Origin of the sequence: Microvirgula sp. AG722 (assembly GCF_003269145.1) — a bacterium.
Classification (GTDB): Bacteria; Pseudomonadota; Gammaproteobacteria; order Burkholderiales; family Aquaspirillaceae; genus Microvirgula; species Microvirgula aerodenitrificans.
On the sequence record NZ_QLTJ01000024.1, the window covers coordinates 1 to 22352 of the forward strand.

Here is a 22352-nt window from a genome sequence, read left to right on the forward strand (position 1 = left end):
GGCGACGGCAACTACCGGCTGCAGCGGCCGTGCCCGTGGTATGTGGTCGGGCAGGACGAGAACGACAGTTATCAGGGGGAGAGCGAACCGGAGCCGGATCCTGAGCCCGAACCGGACAGCGACGGCCTGCAGGCGCCGGCGGGGAACGGGGATACTCGTCCGGAGATCGGCATGCGCAGTGAACGTATCGACTGGATCGGCCCACGCAGTCAGCAGTACATGCTGGGCAATGGCGTACGCAGTTACGATCCGGCCCAGCAGCGATTTCTGACCATGGACAGCCTGAGCCCCTTTGGCGCTGGCGGCATCAGCCCCTATGCCTATTGCCTGGGGGACCCCGTGAATCGGGCTGACCCGTCCGGCCACGTGAGCTGGGACCAGTGGTGGGATATTTCCCTGCAGGTTCTGGCCATTGCGCTGACAGTGGTCACGATGATTGTGGCTGCTCCGCTGGGGGGATTCATTCTTGGTTTGACCTTGATGGGCGGAGGGATTTTCATCGGGGCGCGGCTTGCACAGATTACGGCGACTGTGCTGGAAGAGAGCCACCCTGAGGCCGCATACGTTTTTAAATTGATTACGCTGGCGCTGGATGTCAATGCTGTCATTTTGATGGCACCGGTCAGTTTCATGGGATTTAAAAACGGGATGCGCCATATCGGGAAAAAACTGAAAGCCATCCCGGCAAGAAAGGCTGCCGGTGCAGTGGGCAGCCCAACCCTTTCTACGCACCAGAAATATTTCATGCAGAGTTATGCCAATCGTTACGCGCAGGGAGGACGGACATCATTGGGGTCGTTTCCTTATTCTGCTTATTCAGCACAGTCGGTGCAAAATGACTGGATGGCCAGTTTGAAGGACAAATTTGCACTCTCATTTTGACTCGGCGGAGTGATCATGCTTTTTTATTCCAACGTATTCAGCCTGATTGACTGGTCAATCAATGGCGTAAATCCTTGTACGCTAATGTACATTCAAAATTTGAAGCTGGCGCATGTGTTTGCCAATGATTTACAGGGGCCAAATTTTGAACTCTATCTTCGTTTCAATCAGTTCAATAACAAGGACTACGGTTTTGGAACGGGGTGGGAATTAAGCCTGTCCAGAGTGGACGAAGAAAACGATACAGAAGGTAATGTTGTAAAAACCCTGGTGTTGTCGGATGGCAGCCGTTACCGAATTGACAAAGAGGACGATACGACGGTAACCCTGAAATATAAAAAAACGAATACGTTCAAGGTGATGAAAGAAAATGACCTGTACACTGTTGTCTACAAGAATGGCTTGATGGAAGCCATAGATAACGGCCAAGTGGTCACGATCACAGGCGCGAATGGGAAGACGCTTGATATTACTTGGGCCGCCAACGGTGCGTTTACGATGATTGATGATGAGGGCATCGTCGTCTTGTCCGCTGAAGTGCTGGAGCCCGTTGCCGGAACAGGAAAGGAGAAGATTCAGGTCAATACGCCACGAGGCGTTTTTTCATATGCGATGACGCGATGGAGCAGTGATGTCCGGCAGCTGGATAGCGTTGCGGTGGCCGAGGGGATGTCCGAAATTATAATTTACAAAATGGGGTATGAAATCCATAATGACAATTATCTGGCAATTACATTTTTCAATGCCTGTGTCGAGTACAAAACCATTGCTTATATAAACTATGGCATGCTGTCTGCGCCAAGTGGATTCAGTGGGGATGCGCTGGCCGTTGTCTCGACCCGTACGTATCTGAGTGGCAAGCCGAAAAATGAAACATACCAGGAATGCACTTATGGCTTCACTGAAGGAAATTATCTGGGATCAGGCGTTGCAAGCGAGTGGAACGACAGTGTTGATAACCTGGAAGGATTGCCTGCTTCCACAGCGTTTTCCAGTTCGGAAACGGTAGAGAAAAATGACAAGGTGGCCGAAATTGCCCGGAAAACCATCTGGACACATAACAAATTTTACCTGCTGACGGCCCTGGATTGGGAACCAAAATCCGCACAGCGCTCCAGGTCGGAGTACTACGATTATGCGTTGGCACTGGATAATGGTATTGATGCGCAATGTGCGTATTTCATGCTGCCAGTGAAAAAAACAGAGCGGGTAACGGTCAAGCCTGGCAATGCCGCTGCGCAGAATATTGACCGGATCTATTCGTTTGAATACGATGATTATGCCAATGTGACGCGGCAAGCCGGTCCGGACGGGCTGGTTGAAAATTGCCTTTATTATGAGGGTGGAACGGGCGAAGACGGATCCTGCCCGCCGGACCCCAATGGTTTTGTCAATTATGTAAAATCCAGAACCATCATGTCCAGCCAGTCCGGTTATGGGGCAAAGACAAAAATATGGAACTATGCCTATAAATTGATAACGGGAACTGACCTTGTGCTGGTCACTCAGGAAGCTTTTTCTGTACTGCAGGCGGTGAACCCCGTGCCGCCTGCAGTGGTGCTCTGCAAGAAAGACTACAGTTATGAGGAAACGGACCCGGCCTTTGTCGGGCAATTGCGCGCTGTGATTTCAGGCAAGGCGGTGCAGGAAAAGGATGGCACAGGAGCGGAAATCATCCGTTATCTGAATACAAAAACAGCGCTTCAGGACTCGATGATGACGTATAAAAGCAAAAAAACCTGGAAGCGAATCCGGACGGTTACCGGGTTTGATGGGAAAAAAATAAGCAGCTCTCTTTTTCTGGACGGGGCGACCGGTGATGTTGTCTGCGTGGAAGATGAGAATGATATCACCACTGATTACGAATACGACAGCCTTGGCCGGGAAACAAGCTCGGTCCGTGAGGCGAGTCAGGGCGGGGAAATTTCTGAAACGACGACTTATTCTCCGGCTATCAATGAAAAAACCATCACGAGTTCGACTAATAAATTCAGCGAAATATATACATACGACGGATTGGGTAATATTGTAAAGGAAGAAATTGCTTTCATGGTGGGGGGTGAGAAAAAAATACTGATTCGGCGTGAGATGGCTGCATCAAAATACAATAATCTGGGTCAACAGATAAAAAAGACACTGTACGATTATCTGCTGGAAGAGCATTCCGGGGCGATACTGAAAAAATATGCCAAGGAAGAGAATTCCAAATGGAATATTTATGACGAGATAGTCAAGGAAATTCATGCCGATAACAGTGTGGACCGGTATCGGTACGATATGGACGTGACCGATGTTTTCAGAAGTACGCTTGCCATTGATCATGAGCCAGGCTCGGTAAGGAAAACTTTTTTCCATGATAAATATGGTTTGCTGGTGCAACGTAAAACCTTCAGCCCTGTTGATGCAGTCCATGCAGACATCACGGAGAAGTTTGCGTATGACAATTTTCTTCGCATGATCTCATCCAGTGAAACGGACAGGGAGCTGGTGCGCTATGCCTATGATGATTTCGATCGGAAGATCATGCAGGCAGGCCTGGAGAGTGGCAAGCAGGCGACTGAATACGCGGCCCACAGCATGGGAAACCTTGTGGCCAGGATTTCCATTGATGGCGTTGTCGTGGGTGAAAAAAGCCATGATGGCCTGGACCGTGAAATCTCGACAACGACGGCAGGTGTCACCACGCTGTATGACTATGCCAATTCTGCGGTCTATACTCGCCCCGGCAGTCAGTGCGTGAAAGACGGGCGTTATATCGAGTATCAATACGATGCGTTGTTCGACAAACTTGTCAGCCGGAAAGTCCGGCTTGATAAAAGAGGCGCGCCCTGGATGGCGCTGCGTGAATTCACGTATGATCCGGCCACGGGGCGTCTGTTGAGCGCAAAAAACATATCGCAGGACAGAGAGACCGGACAGCCTTTTTTTGAGTTCAGGCAACAATATGCTTACAATCTGTTCGGAATTCTGACCGAGGAAAGCGGAGAGTGTGTCCTGCCAGACAGAAACAAATACAGTCATGCGCACACGCTCACCCTGCGCGGACTTCGGGAGGGCTCTGTCATCAAACCCGCGCCCTCTGTCACCTTCTCGCGTTTTAATGGTTTCAACTCCCGTGGGCAGCTGACGTCTGCCAGATTTCTGTACAATGATACCGTGCTTTCTTCTTCCGTTATTTCCAGAAATCAGTATGGAGATATCGGAATGATCGAGCATGAGAGTTATCTGTACAGCAATCAGCCCTCTGCCGGAAATCTCAAGCCATTAATTCATAAAAGATATTATCATTCCCGATATAATACGGTCAGCGAAGTTTCGTTTTTTCATCAGTTTGAGATAGGGGCCACTCCCAGGAAAACAAAAAAACAGGATCAGATCCTGGCGTGCCAATTTGAATATGATGCCCACCACTTGCTGACACGATTGAAAAACAAATTCTCTGCCACGAGCACATTCAACTGGTCTGAAAGATATCGTTATACAAGACTCGGGCAGTTGCAAAGCTGGAGCCGGCATGGGGATATGGTCTTTTTTGATGAATATGGCAATAAAATAGCCAGTCAAAAATTTTTCATGGACAAGATGGGAAATATGAAAAAATTGCTGACGGAAATAGAAGGCGTCAGCAATGAATCCACCTATTCATACACGAACAATTTCAGGTTGCTGCGTATAGACAACAAAAATGCATGGGCCAGACTGGCGGTGCCAAAGGTGGTCGATTTTACCTATAGTGCAGAAGGCCAGCTTATTACCAAGCGCTACACCATTGGCGAACTCTCCATGGTTGATAATTATTCCTATGCCGGGGAGGATAATATTGTCCAGGTCTTGCAGACCATTACACCGGGCGATGAAACGCATCTGCGGAATTATTTTTATGATGCGCATGGGAATGTGGCACGATCGCTGCAGACAGATAAGGCCAGTACATTGGAGTTGCTGAACTACTATGATGGCAGCAATATCTTTTTCTCATTGAATACTGCGAGCACCTCCCCGGAAAAACCGGGCTACACGCTTTACCATCGCCTCGGAGAGGAGGTGGTGTTCATCACGCATATCGATACCGAGGGGGAGATCCGGGTCAGCCCCTGTCTGGGGCTTCCCAATGGCAACCAGATTGCACGCGGCCGCCCGTCATTGAGCTACCGCTATGACCGCCCCTACAAGAGCAAGTACACTTTCAATGTCCGGTATTTGTTCAATATCAGCGGTCAGAATGCCTACGGGATGAGCTTCGACCTGGCCGTGAATATTCCATTCCAGATGAAGGGATTGTGATTGCCCGCTGCTCAGCGCGGGATGCCGGCAACTGCCTGACCGATCAGCCAGTGGGCAATGCTGTGCCGGGCGGGGATGGCAGGCAGACGATCCACTGCGAACCACTGCGCATCGGCAATTTCCCCTTCTTGCGGCACGATGTCGCCGCTGTGGTAATCGGCTATAAAAGCCAGCATCAGCGAATGCGGGAAGGGCCAGGATTGCGAGCCGGCATAGCGCAGGTTGCCGATGCGCAAGCCGACTTCTTCCATCACCTCGCGGTGGACGCAGGCTTCCAGCGTTTCGCCGGCTTCGACAAAACCGGCCAGCGCCGAATACATGTCTGCCGGAAAGTGCGGCGCGCGGGCCAGCAGCAATTCGCGGCCGCGGGTCACGACCACCATCATCGCCGGCGCCAGCTTCGGGTAATAGGCGGCACCACAGCTCGGACACCCTTTGCCGCTGTCATGAGGGTGATTGTCGAGCGGATGGGCGCAGACCGAACAGAAACGGTGTTCGCGATCGAAACGGTGCAGCTGTCGTGCCCGGACCAGTGCCGGCGCCCACTCATCCGCCAGCAGCGAGAACGCCTGGCGCAACGGTACCCACAAGGCGCCCGGTGGCGGTTCGCCGACCAGCGAACCGGTCACGACCGGCTGGCCATCGAAGTCGCCAATGGGACGGATGCCGGTCAGTGGCAGGGCGCTCGAGAGCGCGGGAAGCTGCTGGTCTGTCAGCAGCAGGTTGTCGCCAAGCCAGATGATGGCGATGGCCGGGGTGGTGACGGATGGGGCGGACAGCGTGAACGGCATGGTATTCCGGGGACATCCGCGCTGAAGCCTTGCCGTGGGGGCAGGGCGCAACCGAGAATGCCGCAGTCTGATACGGAGGATTGCGATGTTATTCGGATTCTGGCGCCGGCGTCGAATGAAAAAAGCACTGGCTGGCGAGCCGATAGACCGGGCACGGTGGGCGCGCGAGGTGGCGGCGATGCCGCTGCTGGCCGGGCTGGACGCGACGGCGCTGCAGGCGCTGTATCAGCGGACCGCATGGCTGCTGGCTGACAAGGATTTTGCCGGTGCCGGTGATTACGCGGTCAGCTACGACATGGCGCTGTGCATTGCCATGCAGGCGGCGTTGCCGATCCTGGCACTGGATCTGGACAGTTATGGCGACTGGCAGACCATCGTGGTTTATCCGGATGCCTTCCTGACCCGCGAAGCCTGGGGGGACGAATTCGGTCTGGTGCATGAGGGCGAGCAGGAGCTGATCGGCCAGGCGCGCGGCGATGGCCCGCTGCTGCTGTCGTGGCCGGACAGCGCGCACTCGCCGCTGCTCGATGGCTGGAATGTGGTCATCCATGAGTGTGCGCACAAACTCGACATGCTGGACGGCACTGCCAACGGCTGTCCGCCGCTGCATGCCGGCATGCATGCCCGCGACTGGTCGGATGCTTTCGGCCGTGCCTATGAGCGCTTCTGCCACGATGTCGATCACGGGCGGGATGGCTGGCTGGACCCGTACGCCAGCGAGGCACCGGCCGAATTCTTTGCCGTCCTGTCAGAATATTTCTTTGAGGCGCCGCACTGGGTGCGTCGCGATTATCCGGCGGTGTACGAGCAAATGGTTCGTTTCTACCGTCAGGACCCGGCGCTGCGGCTGCCGGACTTGCCGCTCGATGCGCTGCTGCCGCCGGTTCACGCCGGCTGAGTGCTGCTGTCCGCCGCCTGTTGCAGCCAGACGGCCAGGCGGCGATCCATCTCGCTGGCCAGCGGCAGGCAGGCAATCAGCCAGTCGGCCAGCGCATCGGCAAAAGGGGGCGGGCCCTCGTCCGGCGGCGACAGTCTGCGCCAGCATTGTGCGGCGGTCAGCAGCGGTTCGAGCTGGGTGTCGTGCTGGCGCAGGCGATCCACCCAGTGGGTGACGTCCAGGGTTTCCGGTGACAGGGTTGACCACGGAGCGAGCTGGCTCAGCCAAAGATGGCGTACTGCTTCGGCGATGCCGTAGCTGAAGCTGGCCGCGCCGGCGCGACCGACCACGGCGAACAGCCCGGCCGTCGGTGCCAGTGCGTCCAGCAGCGGACGGCAGGTATCAATGGCGGCCGGGTCGTCGCTGCCGACCGCCAGTCCGAAGCCGAGCGTGGCACCGCAGGGGTGCCAGGGGCCGGCCAGTTCCAGATAGGTGCAGCGGAAGGCGGCGGCCTGCGCGGCCCGGGCCGCGATCTGCCCGAACCAGTCACCGGAGACATCGACAAAGCAGCGCGGTCCGGGGGCGGGAGGGGCCGCACACAGCCAGTTCCAGCCGGTGGCGTCGCCAATCAGCAGCGTGGCGTCGCCGACCGGCGGCGCCGTGACCCGCATCGCGGCCAGACCCTGGTGGTCCAGTCGCTCGCGCACCCAGTCCAGTCGTTCTGACTGGCCCGGGATGGCGATGAGGGTCGCGCCGGGAGTGTTCATGGCAGCAGCAGCCGATCCGGCATATCGGGTTCAGCCAGTCGCTTCAGCCACCACGACAGCGCACGGGCCGGGCGTTTTTCGGCCCAGGCATAGGAAATCGGCGTGCTGTGCAGCGGTTCTTCCAGCAGCAGCTCCACCAGGTCGCCCCGTTCCAGCGCATCATGCGCCAGTTGTGCCGGCAGGAAGCCGACACCGAGACCGGCAATCTGCGCGGCCAGCTTGTCTTCCAGTCTCGGCACGGTCAGCGTGTCCTGCCCGGACAGCAGGGCCGAGGTGCGTGGTGCCAGGGTGCGCGAGCTGTCGGCGGCGACCACGGCGCGGAAGCGACGGATCACGTGCGGCGGCAGCGGCTGCGCCTCCTGCGCCAGCGGATGGTCGGGGGCAACGGCGAACAGGAAGTCGGCATGGCCCATCTGCCGGCTGAAGACGCCGGTCGGGGCTGCTTCGGAAGCGCCAATGGCGAGATGGGCCCGCTTGCTGATCAGCGCGTCCCAGGCGCCGCCGAAGACTTCGTGCAGGAACTTGATCCGCGTGCCGGCATTGATGGCGTCGAACTCCCTGACCAGCGGGTACAGCCGGGTCACCGGCACCCAGTCGCCGCAGGCGATGACCAGTTCGGTTTCCCAGCCGCGCGCTAGCTGCTTGACGCGCTGCTCGAGCGAAAACGCCGCATCGAGCAGATAGCGACCGTCGCGCAGCAGGGTCTGGCCGACCGGCGTCAGCCGCGCGCGATGGCCGCCGCGGTCGAACAGCAGCACGTCGAGGTCCTGCTCCAGCTTCTGCACGGCATAGGTGACCGCCGACGGCACCCGGTTCAGTTCCTCGGCGGCGGCGGCGAAGCTCCCCTTGCGGTCAATCGCGTCCAGCACCTGCAGTGCGTCGAGCGTCAGGCGCATGCCATCTCCTTTCAGGCCACCACATTGCGCGGCACGCCGGCCAGCCAGGCGTCGATATTGTCGACCAGCATGCGCGCCATCGTCGTCATCGCGCGGCCGCTGGCCCAGGCCACGTGCGGCGTCACGATCAGGTTCGGCAGTTCGACATCGAGCAGCGGGTTGCCGTTCACTGGCGGCTCCTCGCTCAGCACATCAAAGCCGGCGCCGGCCAGCGGGCCATCGCGCAGCGCGGCTACCAGCGCCGCTTCGTCGACCAGCCCGCCGCGGGCGGTGTTGATCAGCACGCAGCCCGGTTTCATCCGCGCCAGCTCGGCCGCACCGATCATGCCGCGGGTACCGTCATTCAGCGGCAGGTGCAGCGACAGCGCGTCGGCGCTGGCCAGCCCTTCGTCGAACGACAGATAGCCGGGGCGGACCGAAACGGCACCACGATGTTCAAGCTGGAACACTTCCATGCCGAAGGCGCGGGCCTTCTGCGCCAGATTGCTGCCGATATCGCCGCTGCCTGCCACCAGCAGGCGCTGGCCGGCCAGATCGGTGATCGGCGCCGACAGCAGGCAGAACTGCGATGACTGCTGCCAGCGCCCGGCCAGCATGTCGGTGCGGTAGGCGAGCAGATTGCGCTTCAGCGCCAGCAGCAGCAGGAAGGCATGCTCGGCCACGCTGTCGGCGCCGTAATTGCGCACATTGCACACGGTGATGCCGAGCCGGCGGCAGGCGTCAATGTCGACATTATTGACCCCGGTCGCGCAGACGGCGACCAGCTTCAGGTCGGGAAGCTGTGCCAGCGTGGCGGCGTCCAGCACATGCTTGTTGACCACGGCGACGCGGGCTCCGGCCAGCCGGGCAAGGGTATCGACCGGTTCGGTATGCGGATGGTCGATCCATTCGTGCGAGGCGACCGGTGCCGGCAGGGCGGCGGGCAGGCTGGCGCGGTCGAGAAAAACGATGCGGATAGTCATGGCAGCTGGCTGGACGAAGGGTCGGGGCAACGATTGTAGCCTGCCGGCACCGGCTTGCGTTCGTGCCGTGTGCCGACAAACGTGCCTGCTTTTGGTGCAATGCAACACGACAGTGCGGGGAATCGCGGCTATATTGGACTGCAAGCGCTGTTTTTCAGTTGTTTCATGCATTCGGACTGGCTGGCACGCTTGATGCTTTGTTATTGACGAGCCCCGGCGGCGGGGCTCTCAGGGTTGTGTTGAATCCGGCCAGGGTACTCCGGTGCCTGCGGCCACTTTGACAGCGGCGTCCATTCGCCTGCCGTGCCAGTCACGGAAAGCGGATGCGACGCCCTTTTTTTGCCTGCCTGTCCCGTCTTTGCATATCGCCACAAAGCCTTTCCCACTTGGCGCAGTTTTTGACATCGTGGCGTCCATCTGCATGAGGAATTCATATGAACGCTGGCAAAGTCTGGCTGGTCGGGGTCGGTCCCGGCGATGCCGAACTGATGACGCTGAAAGCCGCCCGGGTGCTTGGAGAGGCCGATGTGTGGCTGGTCGATGACCTGGTCGGCGACGACGTGCTGGCGCTGGCCAGGGCGGACGCACGGCTGGTGCGGGTCGGCAAGCGGGGCGGCTGCCGCTCCACCCCGCAATCGTTCATCAACCGGCTGATGCTGCGCCATGCCCGCCAGGGGCGCCGCGTTGCCCGGGTCAAGGGCGGCGACGCCATGCTGTTCGGCCGGGGCGGCGAGGAGGCGGCGTGGCTGCGCGCGGCCGGCATCGAGGTCGAGGTGGTCAACGGGCTGACTGCCGGCATGCTGGCGGCAACGGCGATCGGCGTGCCGCTGACCCATCGCGACTGCTGTCGTGGCGTGGCCTTCGTGACAGCCCATGCCCAGGATGGCGGCGAACCGGACTGGGCCGCACTGGCCCGTTCCGGGCTGACACTGGCAATCTACATGGGCATGAAGCGGCTGGACCGTATCCGCGACGGACTGATGGCCGGCGGGTTGCCGGCGACGACACCGGTGGCCGTCGTGCAGTCGGCGAGCACGCCGAACCAGCAGCAACTGCTGACCACGCTGGCGCAACTGCCGGCACAGGCGCTGGCGGCCGGCCTGGGCAGCCCGGCCATCGTGCTGGTCGGTGATGTCGTCGCGCTGTCGTCACTGGCGGAATGGCCGGACGGTCTGTCGCGCGCGGCCTGAAAGCCGAGACGGTCTGCAAAGGTGCAGGTGCTCGCAAAAATGCGGCACGAAGAACTGAATCAGTCGGGCCTGCACCGACGCCACTCACCACGCAGGTGCCCACAAAAAGCGGCAGTCAAATCCAGCTGCGCAGCTTGCCGCGCAGGCGCGATACCGCCTGGCTGTGCAGCTGGCAGACGCGCGACTCGGTCACGCCGAGCACCGCGCCGATTTCCTTCAGGTTCAGTTCTTCCTCGTAGTACAGATTCATCACCAGCTGGTCGCGTTCCGGAAGCTCCTTGATGGCGGCGACCAGGTGTTCGCGAAAACGCTGGTCACCGAGCATCGCGAACGGGGTCTCCGCTTCGGGGCCGGCGACATGCTCGATGAACTGGGTGCTGCTGCCTTCGTCACTTTCGTGGCGGAAATCCTCGTAGTAGACCAGCTGGTGGCCCTTGCAGTCGTACAGCATGGACTGGTACTCGTCGATGCTCATTTCCAGCCGTTCCGCCACCTCGCTCTCGTGCGGGGCCCGGCCGAACTCCTGTTCCAGTGCCGTCAGCGCCTGCTCGATCTGCTTGGCGTTGCGGCGCGCCTGGCGCGGCAGCCAGTCGATGCGGCGCAGTTCATCGAGCATGGCTCCGCGTATGCGCTGGCTGGCGAAGGTTTCGAACAGCACACCCTGGCTGGTATCGAACTGCTGGGCCGCTTCGAGCAGGCCGATCATGCCGACCTGGATCAGGTCGTCGAGCTCGACGCTGGCCGGCAGCCGGCTGACCATCATGCTGGCCAGCTTTCTGACCAGTGGCGCGTGAGTAGCCACATCGACGGTTGTCGACGCGTCTGCGGGAAGATAGGCACGACGAAGTTTCATAAGTTGACAGCTAGACGATGATTTCTGACGGGTCGGGTTCGAGCAACCGTGCGGCATCACACAGTCGGGAAAACAGTTCATGCGCGACACCGGAGCCGGTGGCCCACAGTGGCAGGGCATGGGCGAGCTGGTTGGCGGCGGTGGCGATCTCGCTGGTGTCGAACGACTGGACTGCCGTCGTCTTCAGCACCGTGGCCCGCTTGGCCCAGTGGTCTTCCGGCACGTAGCCGACCCAGCGCAGCGAAACCGGCAGGTATTCGCTGGCTACCGTGGACAGCCGGGAGAACCAGTGCTGTGCCTCGTCCAGACTGTGCACACGGTTGACCAGGACGTTGAACTTGCGGCGGCCGAACTCGCTGACCAGGTATTTGACGGCAGTGTACGTCTCGGTCAGTCCGTCCTGATCGGGCGACAACACCAGTACGATATCGCCGGCCACCGCCGCCAGCAGCGGCGTCTGCGTGGGGGCGTCGATCAGCACGAATTCGGTGTCGCGGGTCAGGGCCAGATATTCGCTCTGCACGCGGTGGGCCGAGACGTCACTCAGCGCGGCCAGCACCGACGGGCGCGCATAGCCATTGAGCAGGTTGATGGTGCCGCCGAGCGGGCTGACGGCCGCATCCAGCGCCAGTTGCTGCGACAGGACCGTATCCAGCGTCTCGCTCGTCGACAGGTTGAAGCGGCGCAACAGCGGCTGGCCGGCATGGCCGTCGAGCAGCAGCACCCGCCGGCCATGGGTCACGCCGAGTGCGATGCCGAGTTCGGCGACCAGGGTGGTGACACCGGACGCCCGCCCGCCGAGAAAGGCGAAGCTGGCCGACAGCGCGTTGCCGAGCGACAGTCGCCTCAGGCTGGCCGCCTGATCGTCGAAGCGGGTCATGCGGTCTGGCCCCACTGGGCCGCCTGCAGGATGCGGTACTCGTCGGGTTCGTACGAGAACGGTCCGCGCGGCTGTTTCAACGGCTGGAACGTGCGTTCCACCAGATAATTGGCATCGGACAGGTACAGGTCTTCCGGCACCCGCTGACCATTGGTCACGTACAGCACCGGCAGCCGGTGGCGGATTGCCACGTCCAGCCCGACCCCGAGCGTCGGCGCCTCGTCGACCTTGGACAGGATGCAGCCGGCCAGGCCCTCGCCCTGATAGCGGGTGATGACATCCTGCAGCGTATGACCGGCGGCATTGGCCGACAGCAGCAGGATGCGCCGCACCGGCCGCTTGCCGGCCGCGTACATGCGTGTCTGTTCGCTGACGCGGTTGTCGCGCTGGCCCATGCCGACCGAGTCGATCAGTACCAGTTTCTTGTGGGCGAGGTCGGCCAGCGTCAGGTGCAGGTCGGCCTCGTTGTCGACGGCGTAGACCGACACGCCAAGGATGCGGCCATACAGCTTCAGCTGGTCCTGGGCCCCGATCCGGTAGCTGTCGGTCGAGATCAGTGCGATCGATTCCGGACCGTGCTTGATGGTGGCGCGGGCGGCTAGCTTGGCCACGGTGGTGGTCTTGCCGACGCCGGTCGGACCGACCAGCGCGTAGACACCGCCCTTGTCGATGATGTCCTCTTCCTCCGGCAGCACGCGCAGATTGTGCGCCAGCGCCGACTTTGCCCATTTCAGCGCGGCGGCTTCGTCGAAGTGCGCCGGCAGCTTGGCCACCAGCTGGCGGCACAGTGCCGGGCTCATGCCGACGGCAAGCAGCTGGCGGAACAGCTCGGCCTGGCGCGGGTGGTATTCCTCGAGGTTGGCCCAGGCCAGGCTGGCGAGCTGGGCGGTCAGCAGTGCCTTGAGTTCGCGCATTTCGTCGCCCAGCTCGTCGAGCTTGGCCTCGGCGCGAACCGTGGTCGGCGCCGCTTCGGCCGGTGCCTTGTCGCGCGGCGCTGCCTCTGCCGCCGGGGCCGTTTCCGGGCGGGGTGCCGGCTCGGCGCGGGCGGGTTCCTCGCGATTGGCGGCCTCCTCGGCACGGGCGATCAGGCGGCTGAAGTCGACACGCTTGATCGACGTGTCCGGCTCATTGGGCGGAATGATCCGCGCCACCGGCTCGGCCAGCGGCTCGACCGGCAGCGCATAGGTGCGCGCCAGCGCGCTGGCGACCGGGGACGGCTTGGCCGATTTCGGCGGCAGGGCGGCCGCACTGCCGCCATGTCGCGGCGGGTGCTTGACGTTGGTGGCCAGCGAAGCCGCCAGCGTGTTCACGTCGGCGTCGGCTACCGCCATGATTTCGATGCCGCCGCCGGGCACGCTGCGGTTGCTGAGGATCAGGGCATCGGTACCCAGCTCGTCACGCACCTGGCGCAGTGCATCACGAGTGGTTTTGCCGAAAAACTTTTTGACGACCATAAGGCGTTATCCCACTGTGAGACTAGCTGCGTGCCCCGACCACGCCGACCACGCGAATGGTCTTGCTGTCGGGAATTTCATTATGGGCCAGCACGGCGAGCTGGGGCAGGGCGCGGCGCATGAATTTGGACAGGACCGGGCGCAGGGCCTGTGGCGTGATCAGCACCGGGTTCAGCCCCTGCTGCTCGATCCGCTCGGACTCCTGGGCCGCCGACTGCAGCAGGGTTTCCGCCAGACCGGGTTCGAGGCCGCCGCCGGCCTTGCTCTGCATGGCGCCGATCAGGATGCTCTCCAGCTGCGGATCCAGCGTCAGCACCGACAGTTCGTTCATGCCGGGGAACAGCTGGGCGACGATGGCGCGCGACAGCGTGATGCGCACGGCCGCGGTCAGATCGTCGATGTCCTGGGTTTGCGGCACGTGTTCGGCCAGCGTCTCCAGTATGCTCTTCATGTCGCGGATGCTGATGCCTTCGCCGAGCAGATTCTGCAGCACTTTCTGCAGCGTGCCGATCGGGATGATCTTCGGCACCAGCTCCTCGACCAGCTTTGGCGATTCCTTGCCGACATGATCGACCAGTTGCTGGGTTTCCTCCCGGCCGAGCAGCTCGGCGGCATGGTTCTGCAGAATATTCGAAATATGGGTGGCGACCACCGTGCTGGCGTCCACCACGGTATAGCCGAACGTCTGCGCTTCCTCGCGCTGGCGCGCCTCGATCCACAGCGCCGGCAGTCCGAAGGCCGGGTCGGTGGTCGGGACGCCCTTGATTTCGCCGAGCACGCGGCCCGGGTTGATCGCCAGGTACTGGCCGACAAAGGCCTCGCCGCCACCGACCTCGACCCCCTTGAGCAGGATGCGGTAGGCGTTCGGGCGGATTTCCAGGTTGTCGCGGATATGCACTGCCGGCAACAGGAAGCCGACTTCCTGCGCCATCTTCTTGCGGATGCCGCGAATGCGGCGCAGCAGCTCGCCGTCCTGGGTGCGGTCGACCAGCGGAATCAGGCGGTAGCCGACCTCGAGGCCGACAGCGTCGACCGGCTGCACGTCGTTCCAGCTGACTTCGGCCACCGGGGTTTCCGGCGGCGGCGGCGACTCGGATTCGGCCCGCGCCTGGGCTGCAGCCAGCTCCCTGGTGCGGTGGTCCTGCCACCATGCCAGCCCGGCCAGAATGGCGGCGATCAGCAGGAAGGCGAAGTGCGGCATGTTCGGGATCAGGCCCATCAGCCCGATCACGGCCGCAGTGATGTACAGCACCTGCGGCTTCATGAACAGCTGGCCGAGGAACTGCTCGGACAGGTCCTTCTCGGTGCCGACGCGGGTGACGACGATGCCGGCGGCGGTCGAGATGATCAGGGCCGGGATCTGGGCGACCAGGCCGTCACCGATGGTCAGCAGCGTGTAGGTCTCGGCCGCGACGCCGACCGGCAGGTCGTGCTGGACGATACCGACGATCAGCCCGCCGATGATGTTGATCAGCATGATCAGGATGCCGGCGATGGCATCGCCGCGCACGAACTTGCTCGCGCCGTCCATCGAGCCGAAGAAGTTCGCTTCCTCGGTGATCTCCTGCCGGCGGCGGCGGGCGTCGTCCTCGCCGATCAGGCCGGCATTGAGGTCGGCGTCGATGGCCATCTGCTTGCCGGGCATCGCGTCGAGGGTGAAGCGGGCGCTCACTTCCGCAATCCGCCCGGCCCCCTTGGTGATGACCACGAAGTTGATGATGGTCAGGATGACGAACACCACGATGCCGATCGCGTAGTTGCCGCCGACCAGGAAGTGACTGAAGGCCTCGATGACCTTGCCGGCCGCGTCAGCGCCGTTGTGACCTTCCATCAGGATCACGCGGCTCGACGCGACGTTCAGCGACAGCCGCAGCAGGGTGGTGACCAGCAGGATGGCCGGGAAAGCGGAGAACTCCAGCGGCTTCTTGATCTGCAGGCCGACCATCAGCACGATGATCGACACGGCGATGTTGAAAGTGAAAAACACGTCGAGGATCACTGTCGGCAACGGCAGGATCATCATCGCCAGGATGAGCAGGATCAGGACCGGACCGGCCAGCGCCGCGACGTTCAGGTTGAAACGCTGGAGCAGCAGGGAAAAATTCATTACGCGCGAGGCTCCTCATGCGGCGAAGTGTCGGCGGGGGCTTCATTCGCTTTTTTCTTGCTTTCCGGGTCGAGCTCGGTCGGTACGGGCAGCGATTCCGGATACAGCGGCGCGATGCCGCCATTCGACTGGTAGTTCTTCAGCTGGAATACATAGGCCAGCACCTGTGCCGCGGCGGTGTACAGCGCGGACGGGATTTCGTCGCCGATCTCGGCGTTGTGGTACAGCGCACGGGCAAACGGCGGCGCCCGCATGATGGTGATGTTGTGCTCGCGTGCCTGCTCGATGATCTTCTCTGCCAGTTTCAGCGTGCCCTTGGCCAGAATGCGCGGTGCGCGCATGCCGTCCGCGTACTGCAGGGCCACTGCGTAGTGGGTCGGGTTGGTGACGACGACGCTGGCGTTCGGAATCTCGCTCATCATCCGGCGGCGCGCAGCCTCGCGCTGCAACTGGCGAATGCGGCCCTTGACCTCGGGACTGCCTTCGCTTTCCTTCATTTCCTGCTTGACCTCTTCCTTGGTCATGCGCAGATTCTTGTGATACTGCCAGATCTGGAACGGCACATCGACGACGACCAGCAGCACCAGCGCGCCGGCAACGATCAGCAGCGTGTGCTGGGTCAGCTCGATGGTCCGGGTCAGACTCTGGTCCATCGACAGCTTGACCAGACCGATGATCTCGGCACGTTCGTTCCAGATCACCCAGGTGGCGACGCCGCCGATCAGCATGCTCTTCAGGATCGCCTTGCCGCCCTCGACCAGACTGTTCGGCGAAAACATGCGCTTGATGCCGCTGAACGGGTTCATCTTGGAGAACTTGGGCTCGAGTGCCTGCCAGCTCAGGTTCCAGCCGCCCATCAGCAGCGGGGCGACCACGGCGACAATCATCAGGGCCCCGAAAATCGGCATGATGGCGATCAGTGCATCCAGCCCAAGGTCATGCAGCCGGCGCGTCATGATGTCGGGTTCGGCCAGCGTCGGCTGATCGAAGGTCAGCGCCTTGCTCAGCACCAGCCGCATCTGCTGGTACAGCGAATTCCCATAGGCGATCAGCATGGCCACGGCCGTCATGGTGATGGCGAACGTACCCAGCTCCTTCGACCGCGGAACCTGCCCTTCGGTGCGGGCCTGCTGCTGTCGCTTGGGTGTCGCATCTTCTGTGCGTTCGAGACCGCTGTCTTCCGCCATGGCAATCGTTGGTCAAGGTTTTGTAAATGAATGTGAGCGCGAATTGTATCACGCAAGGGTCAGGATATTTCCTGGCGATGGTGAGGGGTTAAGCAAACATTAATGTGTCAAATCCAGAAAATATGTAGGAATGATCTTAAATTTTATCAGCACTCTGGCTACATCCAGGCCGGGCAGGGGGTAACAACATCTCTCCTGTCTGCAGGGGATGGCGTGATGGCCGCAGGCCGGCTACAGTAACCGGTTTTCCGCTGGGCAGTGAGCCATGAAGCCTTATCTCGATCTGATGCGCCATGTCCTTGAACACGGCAACCTCAAGACCGACCGCACCGGCACCGGCACGCGCTCGGTGTTCGGCTGGCAGATGCGTTACGACCTCGCCGCCGGTTTCCCGATGGTCACCACCAAGAAACTTCACCTGCGCTCTATCATTCATGAGCTGCTATGGTTCTTGCGTGGGGATACGAATATTGCCTACCTGCAGCAGAACGGCGTGCGCATCTGGGACGAGTGGGCCGACGAGAACGGCGACCTCGGTCCGGTGTATGGCTACCAGTGGCGCAGCTGGCCGGCGCCGGATGGCCGCCATATCGACCAGATCGCCAATGTGGTCGAGCAGATCCGGCGCAATCCGGACAGCCGGAGACTGATCGTCAGTGCATGGAACCCGGCGCTGGTCGACGACATGGCCTTGCCGCCATGCCATGCGCTGTTCCAGTTCTATGTGGCGGACGGCAAGCTGTCGTGCCAGTTGTACCAGCGTTCGGCCGACATCTTTCTGGGCGTGCCGTTCAATATTGCCAGCTATGCGCTGCTGACGCTGATGGTGGCGCAGGTGTGCGGGCTGCAAGCAGGCGAATTCATCCACACGCTGGGCGATGCCCACCTCTATCTGAACCACCTGCCGCAGGCCGAACTGCAGCTGTCGCGCGAACCACGTCCGCTGCCCACCCTGCGTCTGAACCCCGAGGTGAAAGACTTGTTCGCGTTTACCTTCGACGATATCGAGCTGGTCGACTACGACCCGCATCCGCACATCAAGGCCGAGGTCGCCGTATGAGCGCCCCCCGTCTGGCCATGGTGGCGGCGCGCGCGCGCAACGGCGTGATCGGGCTCGACAACCGGCTGCCGTGGCACCTGCCGGAAGACCTGGCGCATTTCAAACGCGTCACGCTCGGCAAGCCGGTGATCATGGGCCGCAAGACCTTCGAGTCCATCGGACGACCGCTGCCGGGGCGGACCAATATCGTGGTGACCCGCAACCCGGACTGGCAGGCTGACGGCGTGACTGTCGTCCTGTCGCTGGATGCGGCCCTCGAGGCGGCGGGGGAGACCGGCGCCGACGAAGCGATGCTGATCGGCGGGGCCGAGCTGTACCGGCAGGCGCTGTCGCGTACTGACGAAATCTTCCTGACCGAAATCGATGCCGACTATCCGGGGGATGCCCATTTCCCGTCGCTCGATCCGGCGGTGTGGCAGCCGGCCGAATCGGAAACCCTGCGCCGCGAGAGCGATGGCCTGGGCTGGCGCTACGTGCACTATGTTCGGGGATGACGACATCTGAAATCACGCCGAGCTGTCTCAATTCTGCATCAACAGCCGGTTTTTCCCGCTGCGTACCGTGCCGGCCACCCGCCTGTCATCTGCACGGAACGTGGCGGGGGCTACAATGATCATTCGACTCCCGATTGCAAGGAAACCTGATTCATGAACGACGCCATCCTCTACTCCCTGGATACGCGCGGCGTGGCTACGCTGGCGCTGGACCGCCAGGAGCTGCACAACGCGTTCGATGACGCGCTGATCCAGGCGCTGACCGCCAAGCTGGAGGAGATCGATGCCGACCCGGCGGTGCGCGTGCTGGTGCTGACCGGCACCGGCATCAGCTTCTCCGCCGGCGCCGACATCAACTGGATGCGTCGCATGGCCGGTTACTCGCGGGACGAGAACCTGCGCGATGCCACCTATCTGGCTGCGCTGATGCAGCGGCTGGATACGCTGCGCATGCCGACCATTGCCCGCGTGCAGGGCTCGGCCTTCGGCGGCGGTACCGGGCTGATCGCCTGCTGCGACATCGCCGTGGCGGTGTCCGATGCCCTGTTCTGCTTCTCCGAGGTCAAACTCGGCCTGATCCCGTCGGTCATCTCGCCGTATATCGTGCGCTCGATCGGCGCCAGCGCGGCGCGACGCTATTTCATGACCGCTGAACGCTTCAACGCCGGCAAGGCGCAACGCCTGGGGCTGGTGCACAAGGTGGTCGAGCGCGACGAGCTCGACAGCACGATCGGACTGTTCGTCGAGCAGGTGCTGCACAACGGCCCGGCGGCGATGACGGCGGCCAAGCGGCTGGTGGCGGATGTCTATGCGCAGCCGATCGACGGCACGCTGATCGAGATGACCACCAACCGCATCGCCGATGTCCGCTCCAGTGCCGAGGGCAAGGAAGGGCTGTCGGCCTTCCTCGACAAGCGCAAGCCGGACTGGCTCGCGTAAGCGTTCCGTTTTCATCCGGACGGCGACCGGCGACGGTCGCCGTCATGCATTGTTCCCCCCCGGTTTTTTCCGTGCCGGGTGGTGGCTATGCGATAATCCGTCCCGACTAAACCGACTCATTGGAGACTCGCCGAAATGGCCGATAACGACAAGCAAAAAGCCCTGTCCGCTGCGCTCGCCCAGATCGAGAAGCAGTTCGGCAAGGGTTCGATCATGCGCATGAACGAAACCCAGGTGACCGACAACATTCAGGTCATTTCCACCGGTTCGCTCGGTCTTGACCTGGCGCTTGGCGTTGGCGGCCTGCCGCGCGGCCGCGTGGTCGAAATCTACGGTCCGGAATCGTCCGGCAAGACCACGCTGTGTCTGCAGGTGGTGGCCGAAGCACAAAAGCTGGGCGGCACCTGCGCCTATATCGATGCCGAAAACGCGCTGGACCCGTCCTACGCCAACAAGCTCGGCGTCAAGGTCGATGACCTGCTGATCTCGCAGCCGGACACCGGTGAGCAGGCGCTGGAAATCTGCGACATGCTGGTGCGTTCCGGCGGCGTCGACATCATCGTCGTCGACTCGGTCGCCGCGCTGGTGCCGAAGGCCGAAATCGAAGGCGAGATGGGCGACAGCCACGTCGGCCTGCAGGCGCGACTGATGAGCCAGGCGCTGCGCAAGCTGACCGGCAACATCAAGCGCACCAACACCCTGGTGATCTTCATCAACCAGATCCGCATGAAGATCGGCGTGATGTTCGGCAACCCGGAAACCACTACCGGCGGCAATGCGCTGAAGTTCTACGCGTCCGTGCGTCTCGATATCCGCCGTACCGGCGGTATCAAGAAGGGCGACGAGATCGTCGGCAACGAAACCCGCGTCAAGGTGGTGAAGAACAAGGTCAGCCCGCCGTTCCGCCAGGCTTCGTTCGACATCCTGTACGGTGAGGGCATTTCGCGCGAGGGCGAGATCATCGAACTCGGCGTCGAGCACAAGTTCGTCGAGAAGTCCGGCGCCTGGTACAGCTACAACGGCTCCAAGATCGGCCAGGGCAAGGACAATTCGCGCGAATGGCTGAAGGAAAATCCGACCATTGCCCGCGAGATCGAGCAGAAGATCCGTACCGCCGTCGGCATCGGCGCGAGTGCGGCACCTGCCTTCGCCCCGACGGACGAAGAGCGGGCTGAAGCGGCCCTGTCGGAAGACAGCGACGCCTGACACCGGCCGGCGCCCTGGTGCGCCGCCGCTGTCGCCAGTCTGACGACGCCACGAGGCGCAATCCTCGTGGCGCTTTGTTTCCATGGCCCGCCCGCGGCGGGCGCCGCCCGATGCCATAGCCGCCATGTCCGAACCCTCGCTGAAATCCCGCGCCTATGCGCTGCTGTCCCGCCGGGAAATGTCCCGCGCCGAGCTGCGCAGGAAACTGGCGCCGCACGCCGACAGTGAAGCGCAGCTCGATGCGCTGCTGGACGAACTGACCGAAATCCGCCATCTGTCCGACGCCCGCTTTGCCGAAGCCTGGGTCAACAGCAAGGTCACCCAGCATGGCGCGCGTCGCCTGCGGCATGATCTGGCGTCGCGCGGGGTCGATGACGACACCATCCGCGACGCGCTGGACGGCATCGGGGACAGCGAAGTCGCGCGCGCCCGCGCGCTGTGGCTGAAGAAATTCGGTACGCTACCGGAAAACCTGCAGGAAAAGGCCCGGCAGATCCGCTTTCTGGCCGGGCGTGGATTCGACCTCGGCGTGATCCGGAAGGCCCTGCGCGACATCGACCTGGACGATGTCGGCGACGCCTGAACCCCGCCCGCCCCACAACAGGACCCCCCATGTTCGATATTGCCCGCCAACACCTGAAAACCCCGCGCGACCTGCTGCGTTTCGCCATGTCGCGCTTTACCGAGGCCGGGCTGTTTTTCGGCCACGGCACCGATAACGCCTGGGACGAAGCCGCCTACCTGATCGCGCACACGCTGCACCTGCCGATCGACCGCTTCGATGCCCTGCTCGATGCCCGGCTGCTGCCGTCCGAGCTCAACGATGCGCTCGACATTCTCGAACGGCGGGTGAGCGAACGCGTGCCGGCTGCCTACCTGACCCGCGAAGCGTGGCTGGCCGGGCACGACTTCTATATCGACGAGCGGGTCATCGTGCCGCGCTCGTTTATCGCCGAACTGCTGCCGGATGGCCTGTCGCCGTGGATCGAGCACCCGGAACTGGTCCATCGCGCCCTCGACCTGTGCACCGGCTCCGGCTGCCTGGCCATCCTGCTGGCCCATGCGTACCCGGATGCCGAGGTCGATGCCGTCGACCTGTCGACCGACGCGCTCGACGTGGCCACGCTGAATATCGAACGCTACGGGCTGGAACAGCGGGTCACGCCGATCGAGAGCGATCTGTGGGCCGGCGTGGCCGGCAACCGCTATGACCTGATCGTGTCGAACCCGCCGTATGTCGATGCCGAATCGGTGGCCGCGCTGCCGGATGAGTATCTGAAAGAACCGGAACTGGCGCTCGGCTCCGGCGAGGACGGCCTCGATGCGACCCGGGCCATTCTTGAACAGGCAACGCATTTCCTGAACCCGTTCGGGGTGCTGGTGGTCGAAATCGGCCATAACCGCGATGTCCTGGAAGCGTTGTACCCGGCCCTGACCTTCACCTGGCTCGACACCTCGGGCGGTGACGGCTTCGTGTTCCTGCTGATGCGGGAAGACCTGGTCACCGGCGGCCTGTGAGGCCG

General features: G+C 61.8%; 19 protein-coding genes. 10 read left to right on the forward strand and 9 right to left on the reverse strand.

Annotated features, from left to right (window positions below):
* Positions 1 to 882 (forward strand): RHS repeat-associated core domain-containing protein (locus DFO50_RS17730; RefSeq protein WP_146745139.1); only part of this gene is annotated, 882 nt, incomplete at its 5' end.
* Between the two features lie 15 nt (positions 883 to 897).
* Positions 898 to 5166 (forward strand): hypothetical protein, encoded by a 4269-nt coding sequence (locus DFO50_RS17735; RefSeq protein ID WP_146745140.1) that lies wholly within the window; start codon positions 898 to 900, stop codon positions 5164 to 5166.
* Positions 5167 to 5177: 11 nt separating this feature from the next.
* Here DFO50_RS17735 and nudC read toward each other — a convergent pair whose 3' ends face one another.
* Positions 5178 to 5957, reverse strand: coding sequence for an NAD(+) diphosphatase (gene nudC / locus DFO50_RS17740; RefSeq protein ID WP_028500189.1), 780 nt, complete (start codon positions 5955 to 5957; stop codon positions 5178 to 5180).
* A 115-nt stretch (positions 5958 to 6072) separates the two neighbouring features.
* Here nudC and DFO50_RS17745 point away from each other — a divergent pair, with 115 nt between their 5' ends.
* Positions 6073 to 6855, forward strand: a complete 783-nt coding sequence (locus DFO50_RS17745; RefSeq protein ID WP_199489890.1) for a zinc-dependent peptidase — start codon at positions 6073 to 6075, stop codon at positions 6853 to 6855.
* Here the strand turns inward: DFO50_RS17745 and DFO50_RS17750 are convergent.
* From DFO50_RS17750 to DFO50_RS17760, 3 genes are read right to left on the reverse strand one after another with little or no spacing between them, the layout of a single operon-like run.
* Positions 6843 to 7601 (reverse strand): hypothetical protein, encoded by a 759-nt coding sequence (locus tag DFO50_RS17750; protein ID WP_112692953.1) that lies wholly within the window; start codon positions 7599 to 7601, stop codon positions 6843 to 6845. The genes DFO50_RS17745 and DFO50_RS17750 overlap by 13 nt on opposite strands.
* Complete coding sequence (locus DFO50_RS17755; RefSeq protein ID WP_107890235.1) at positions 7598 to 8497, reverse strand: LysR family transcriptional regulator; 900 nt, start codon at positions 8495 to 8497, stop codon at positions 7598 to 7600. The genes DFO50_RS17750 and DFO50_RS17755 overlap by 4 nt, the downstream gene beginning before the upstream one ends.
* Before the next feature lie 11 nt (positions 8498 to 8508).
* Positions 8509 to 9459 carry a D-2-hydroxyacid dehydrogenase gene (locus DFO50_RS17760; RefSeq protein WP_028500186.1) on the reverse strand — a complete coding sequence of 317 codons (951 nt, stop codon included), beginning with the start codon at positions 9457 to 9459 and terminating at the stop codon, positions 8509 to 8511.
* Between the two features lie 434 nt (positions 9460 to 9893).
* Between DFO50_RS17760 and cobA the strand changes: the two genes are divergently transcribed.
* On the forward strand, positions 9894 to 10649 hold the full coding sequence (cobA, locus tag DFO50_RS17765) for a uroporphyrinogen-III C-methyltransferase (RefSeq protein WP_028500185.1): 756 nt from the start codon (positions 9894 to 9896) through the stop codon (positions 10647 to 10649).
* 115 nt (positions 10650 to 10764) lie between these two features.
* On the opposite strand, the gene DFO50_RS17770 is transcribed toward cobA, so the two are convergent.
* From DFO50_RS17770 to flhB, 5 genes are read right to left on the reverse strand one after another with little or no spacing between them, the layout of a single operon-like run.
* Positions 10765 to 11502, reverse strand: coding sequence for an RNA polymerase sigma factor FliA (locus DFO50_RS17770; protein ID WP_028500184.1), 738 nt, complete (start codon positions 11500 to 11502; stop codon positions 10765 to 10767).
* Between the two features lie 10 nt (positions 11503 to 11512).
* Positions 11513 to 12382: a hypothetical protein gene (locus tag DFO50_RS17775; protein ID WP_051529020.1), complete on the reverse strand. Its 870-nt coding sequence runs from the start codon at positions 12380 to 12382 to the stop codon at positions 11513 to 11515.
* Complete coding sequence (gene flhF, locus DFO50_RS17780; RefSeq protein ID WP_112692954.1) at positions 12379 to 13836, reverse strand: flagellar biosynthesis protein FlhF; 1458 nt, start codon at positions 13834 to 13836, stop codon at positions 12379 to 12381. Before flhF ends, DFO50_RS17775 begins: the two co-directional genes overlap by 4 nt.
* Before the next feature lie 22 nt (positions 13837 to 13858).
* On the reverse strand, positions 13859 to 15943 hold the full coding sequence (gene flhA / locus DFO50_RS17785) for a flagellar biosynthesis protein FlhA (protein ID WP_107890232.1): 2085 nt from the start codon (positions 15941 to 15943) through the stop codon (positions 13859 to 13861).
* Positions 15943 to 17130, reverse strand: a complete 1188-nt coding sequence (flhB, locus tag DFO50_RS17790) for a flagellar biosynthesis protein FlhB (protein ID WP_028500181.1) — start codon at positions 17128 to 17130, stop codon at positions 15943 to 15945. The genes flhA and flhB overlap by 1 nt, the downstream gene beginning before the upstream one ends.
* Before the next feature lie 265 nt (positions 17131 to 17395).
* Here flhB and DFO50_RS17795 point away from each other — a divergent pair, with 265 nt between their 5' ends.
* The 6 genes from DFO50_RS17795 (at position 17396) to prmB (ending at position 22347) form a co-directional block, all read left to right on the forward strand.
* A complete protein-coding gene (locus DFO50_RS17795; protein ID WP_028500180.1) occupies positions 17396 to 18190 on the forward strand; it encodes a thymidylate synthase in 795 nt (264 codons plus the stop codon).
* Positions 18187 to 18684 carry a dihydrofolate reductase gene (locus DFO50_RS17800; RefSeq protein ID WP_028500179.1) on the forward strand — a complete coding sequence of 166 codons (498 nt, stop codon included), beginning with the start codon at positions 18187 to 18189 and terminating at the stop codon, positions 18682 to 18684. The genes DFO50_RS17795 and DFO50_RS17800 overlap by 4 nt, the downstream gene beginning before the upstream one ends.
* Before the next feature lie 153 nt (positions 18685 to 18837).
* Positions 18838 to 19623 carry an enoyl-CoA hydratase/isomerase family protein gene (locus tag DFO50_RS17805; RefSeq protein WP_028500178.1) on the forward strand — a complete coding sequence of 262 codons (786 nt, stop codon included), beginning with the start codon at positions 18838 to 18840 and terminating at the stop codon, positions 19621 to 19623.
* A 135-nt stretch (positions 19624 to 19758) separates the two neighbouring features.
* Positions 19759 to 20829 (forward strand): recombinase RecA, encoded by a 1071-nt coding sequence (gene recA, locus DFO50_RS17810; RefSeq protein ID WP_028500177.1) that lies wholly within the window; start codon positions 19759 to 19761, stop codon positions 20827 to 20829.
* A gap of 124 nt (positions 20830 to 20953) precedes the next feature.
* Positions 20954 to 21412, forward strand: coding sequence for a recombination regulator RecX (gene recX, locus DFO50_RS17815; protein ID WP_036386686.1), 459 nt, complete (start codon positions 20954 to 20956; stop codon positions 21410 to 21412).
* Positions 21413 to 21441: 29 nt separating this feature from the next.
* Positions 21442 to 22347, forward strand: a complete 906-nt coding sequence (prmB, locus tag DFO50_RS17820) for a 50S ribosomal protein L3 N(5)-glutamine methyltransferase (RefSeq protein ID WP_112692955.1) — start codon at positions 21442 to 21444, stop codon at positions 22345 to 22347.
* The last annotated feature ends 5 nt before the right edge of the window (positions 22348 to 22352 follow it).